This is a genomic window from Mesorhizobium sp. M1E.F.Ca.ET.041.01.1.1, from assembly GCF_003997355.1.
Lineage (GTDB): Bacteria > Pseudomonadota > Alphaproteobacteria > Rhizobiales > Rhizobiaceae > Mesorhizobium.
Genome location: NZ_RZSL01000536.1, coordinates 1 through 4,126 on the forward strand (window position 1 = coordinate 1; position 4,126 = coordinate 4,126).

Sequence of the window (4,126 nt, forward strand, 5' to 3'; positions counted from 1 at the left end):
CGTCGGCCCCATCCAGCGCCGCGCGACATCGGTCATCACCTGGCGCGAGTTGGCGCCGACCGTGCGAGCCACCTCGACGAATTCCTGCGGCACCCGCCGCATGTCATCGGCCACGAGCAGGACGAGCTGGAAGAACGTGCCCAACCACAGCAGGAAGACCTTGGTCTCCTCGCCGACACCGAACCAGATGATGGAGAGCGGCACCAGCGCGGGCACGGGCAAGTAGCGGATGAAGTCGATCATCGGCTCCAGCGCAGCGCCAATGATGCGGTAGGAGCTCATCAGTATCCCGATGGGGATAGCCATCGCCGCCGCCAGCAGGAAGGCGAGCCACACGCGGGCGGTCGACACGGCGACGTGCCAGACGAGGTTCTGCCCGGTCAGCATCGTCCATAGAGCGGCCACGACCTTGGTGGGCGAAGGCAGGAACTGCGGCGCGATGATGCCGGAGCGGGCCGTCGCTTCCCAGGCTGCGATCACCAGCACGGCGGCGCCGATGCCGACGAAGAGCTCCACCATCGGCGCGGCGCGGCCTCTGAAAACGAACAGATTGCTGAACAAGATCGCTATCCTGGATGGTCGAGAGGAGGCCCGGCTGACAGGCGCGGCGTGCGGCAAGCCACCGCCCTGTCAGTCAACCGGTTCGTGAGAAGGTACGCCCGCTACTTCGCCGGGACTTTGTTTATCGCCGAATTGTCGATCTTGTAGGCCGCGATCAGCTTGTTGTCGGCGGCGCCGTTTTCCAGATTGAGCTGCATGACGGTGTCGAAGATGCCGTGCAGGGTGCCCTTCTCGCCCGGCTTGCCCATATAGGCGAGCGACTCGGCAAGCGTGGTGTAGGAGAGGGAGCCGTTGACGATCTCCTTCACCTCGTCCGGCGTCAGTCCGAAATGCTTGGATGCCATCTCGGCGAACTTGTCCGGTTCGGCCCTTATGAAGTCGACGGCTTCGTAGATGCACCCGAGGAACCTGACATATTTGTCCTGGTTGGCCTTGAGGTCATCGTTGCGCACGATGATTGCGTCGATGATGATGCCGCGGTGATCCTTGGATGAGATCAGCATGCGGGCACCCGGGCGGCTCGAAGCCTTGAGCGCCTGCGACATGAAGGGCTCGTAGGTGGCGATCGCTGCGATCGACGGATCGACGAATACCGCGCCGGTATCGGCGGAGGCGATGTCCTTTATCTGCAGGTCCTTCAGCGACAGGCCGGCCTGCTTCAGCTCCATCTGCAGCAGCAGGCGCGCAGGGATGTTGGGCTCGGCCGCTACCACCTTGCCCTTAAGGTCGGCCACCGACTTGATGCCGTCGTCGGTGATTACCCCGTCGCCGCCGACGGATTCATCGATGGTGCCGATGATGATGCCGGGCGTCGAGGCGTCGCGCGGGCGCCCCTGATATTCGCCGACTGAGCGCATCTGCAGCTCGATGTCGCCGCGCGCCATTGCCGCCATGACGTTGGTCAGGTCGTCCTCGAACTTGATGCTGGCGTCGAGATCCTTCTTGGCGAAGCAGCCGAGGTCTAAGGCGATGTGGACGGGGGCGAATCCCAGCCATGTGGGCGCCAGGATGCGGATCTGGTCGGCACTGAAGGCGGACTGCACGCTTGCGAGCACGAGCGCGGCAGACAAGGCGGAAGCCAAGGACGATTTCATGATTGTTCCCCAACATTGTTTTGCGCAAGCTCGCGGCTTTCAACATTGGTGTAAATGAGTTTATTTAGAACCACACATCGAAAAACGTCGATGTTGGAGGAGGAACGGTATGCGCCGGCTGGACAACATCGACATTCGCCTGTTGCGCGTTTTCGTGGCGCTGGCGGACTGCGGCGGTTTCGCCGCTGCCCAAATCACGCTGAACCTGTCGCAGCCCACGCTGAGCACACATCTGGCTGAACTGGAGAAGCGGATCGGCGCACAGCTCTGCCATCGCGGCCGCAAGCAATTCCGCCTGACCGAGGTCGGGCGGGCCACATACGACGCCGCGCAGAAACTGTTTCGCGACCTCGACGATTTCGGGCACCGCATCAGCGCCGTCAGCGGCAGCCTGTCGGGCCGGCTGCGGCTCGGCACATCGGACGGCGTCTTCACCAGCGCCGAGCTCGGCATCCAGCATGCCCTCGGCCGCTTCATGGGGCCGGATTCCGATGTCTTCATAGACCTTATGGTGGGCACGCCGTCGGAACTCGAACAGCAGGTCGCCGACGGTGGCCGCGACATCGTCATCGGACCGCTGTCGCAGAAGGCTCCGGGCGTCGTCTATCGCGATTATTGCGGCGAGCCGCATCTCCTCTACTGCGGACGGCGCCATCCGCTGTTTTCCATGCCGGATTCGAAAATCGACAAGGCCGCCATCGATGCGGCGCGCTTCTCGGTTCGCAGCTACCGGCATTTCGACGATCTCTATCTCGTCGGCCATCCGCGCGCGAGCGCGTCGGTGGTCCACATGGAGGCGCAGCTCATGCTGATCCTGTCGGGCAACTTCATCGGATTCCTGCCTTGCCATTTCGCCGATCCATGGGTGGCGAGCGGCGAAATGCGCGCGATCCGGCCGAGGGCTTACGCGTTCAGTTCCGTCCACCGCGTCGCCTATCGCAAGGCCGATGCCCAGAGCCTGCTGGTTCAGGCCTTTCTCGATGCGCTGTTCGATGCGTCGCCGGCGGTCAAGTCCAGTCCAGCCGGCGCCCAGCGCGAACCGGCAACCGGCGCTTGACGGATCAGGCGGGGCCCTGCAGGGCCTGCAGCGACCGCGCCAGGTTCTTTCGGGCCTGCGCCTCGAACCGTCGTCTGAACAACTCCGTATGGAAAATATGCGGGCGGGCTAGGAAGCTCTTCAGCACCGCCGCCCGGCCGGCGCGCCACATCGGCTCCTCGACCCAGCCATATTCGCGCCGGACGGCTTTCTCATAGGCATCGAAGGCGCCCGGCTCGGCGCCAAGGATTGCCAGGTCCATGTCGAGGAAAAGGGCTGCGTCGCTTGTCGCCTTCTCGTCGTCGAGCCGCGGCAACTGATGCGTGGCGGTGGCGTCGATCATCGCCACAATACGGCTGAGACGCTCCGAGCTGATGCGGCCGGAGAGCTTTTGCTCCGCCAAGACCGCGCTCTTGGTCTCGTTGTCCTTGGCGCGGCTGTCATAGATCGCGTCGTGGAACCAGATCGCCGCTTCGACGGCGTCCGGGTCATGGAGCAGGCGTCGGCATTCTTCGGCCAGCGCCAGCATGGCCTCGACATGAGCGAGGTCATGGTAGTGCCTGTCCCCGGCCTGATAGAGCGCGGTAAGCTCGTTTTTCAGTGCTCCGTCGATCAAGGGTTCGTTTTCCATCGCGGCTTGAATTCCCGTGAACCAAGTCCATTTGACAAAGCACTAAGGAAAATTGAGTTCAACCGTGCTATGATCTGGCTTATATAAGCCGCCGGAGAATGAGGAGGCCGGAGACCGTCGATGAACAGCGTTACGATAGCCCGTCCCAGCATGGTGCAGCCGGTCGATCCGATCTGGCGCTCGATCCGCGACGAGGCGATGGAAGCGGTGAACCGCGATCCGCTGCTGGCCGCCTTCCTCTATTCCACCATCCTCAACCAGGAAAGCCTGGAGGAAGCGGTCATCCATCGGCTGGCCGAGCGTCTGGCGCATCAGGATATCGGCTCCGATCTCATCCGTCAGACCTTCAAGGCGATGCTTGCCGACGATCCGGAGTGGAGCACGACGCTGCGCGTCGACATCCAGGCCTATTACGATCGCGATCCGGCCTGCGACCGCTTCATCATGCCGGTGCTCTATTTCAAGGGTTTCCATGCCATCCAGACGCACCGGCTGGCGCACTGGCTGTGGAACCAGGGCCGCAGGGACTTCGCGCTCTACCTGCAGAGCCGCTCCTCCTCGGTGTTCCAGACCGACATCAATCCGGCCGCCCGCATCGGCAAGGGCATCTTCCTCGACCACGCGACCGGCCTGGTCGTCGGCCAGACGGCCGTCATCGAGGACGATGTTTCGATCCTGCACGGGGTGACGCTTGGCGGCACCGGCAAGGCCAGCGGCGACCGTCATCCGAAGATCCGCCGCGGCGTGCTGATCGGCGCCGGCGCCAAGATCCTCGGTAATATCGAGATCGGCCACTGCTCGAAG

General features: G+C 63.3%; 5 protein-coding genes. 2 read left to right on the forward strand and 3 right to left on the reverse strand.

Going from position 1 to position 4,126, the window contains the following annotated elements:
* Both EOA38_RS29605 and EOA38_RS29610 read right to left on the reverse strand, forming a co-directional pair.
* On the reverse strand, positions 1–561 hold a 561-nt coding region (locus tag EOA38_RS29605), incomplete at its 3' end, for an ABC transporter permease subunit (RefSeq protein WP_245480946.1).
* A gap of 101 nt (positions 562–662) precedes the next feature.
* Positions 663–1,655: an ABC transporter substrate-binding protein gene (locus EOA38_RS29610; RefSeq protein ID WP_127300898.1), complete on the reverse strand. Its 993-nt coding sequence runs from the start codon at positions 1,653–1,655 to the stop codon at positions 663–665.
* Between the two features lie 109 nt (positions 1,656–1,764).
* On the opposite strand from EOA38_RS29610, the gene EOA38_RS29615 reads away from it, so the two are divergent.
* Positions 1,765–2,712, forward strand: a complete 948-nt coding sequence (locus EOA38_RS29615) for a LysR family transcriptional regulator (protein WP_127300899.1) — start codon at positions 1,765–1,767, stop codon at positions 2,710–2,712.
* A gap of 4 nt (positions 2,713–2,716) precedes the next feature.
* Here EOA38_RS29615 and EOA38_RS29620 read toward each other — a convergent pair whose 3' ends face one another.
* Entirely contained in the window at positions 2,717–3,322 is a 606-nt protein-coding gene (locus tag EOA38_RS29620; protein WP_127300900.1) for a hypothetical protein, read from the reverse strand.
* A 120-nt stretch (positions 3,323–3,442) separates the two neighbouring features.
* On the opposite strand from EOA38_RS29620, the gene EOA38_RS29625 reads away from it, so the two are divergent.
* On the forward strand, positions 3,443–4,126 hold a 684-nt coding region (locus tag EOA38_RS29625), incomplete at its 3' end, for a serine O-acetyltransferase (RefSeq protein ID WP_127300901.1).

Bases quoted from the DNA above. Each gene is read 5' to 3' on its own strand.
- EOA38_RS29610 (WP_127300898.1), bottom strand. From the start codon at position 1,655: ATGAAATCGTCCTTGGCTTCCGCCTTGTCTGCCGCGCTCGTGCTCGCA.
- EOA38_RS29615 (WP_127300899.1), top strand. From the start codon at position 1,765: ATGCGCCGGCTGGACAACATCGACATTCGCCTGTTGCGCGTTTTCGTG.
- EOA38_RS29620 (WP_127300900.1), bottom strand. From the start codon at position 3,322: ATGGAAAACGAACCCTTGATCGACGGAGCACTGAAAAACGAGCTTACC.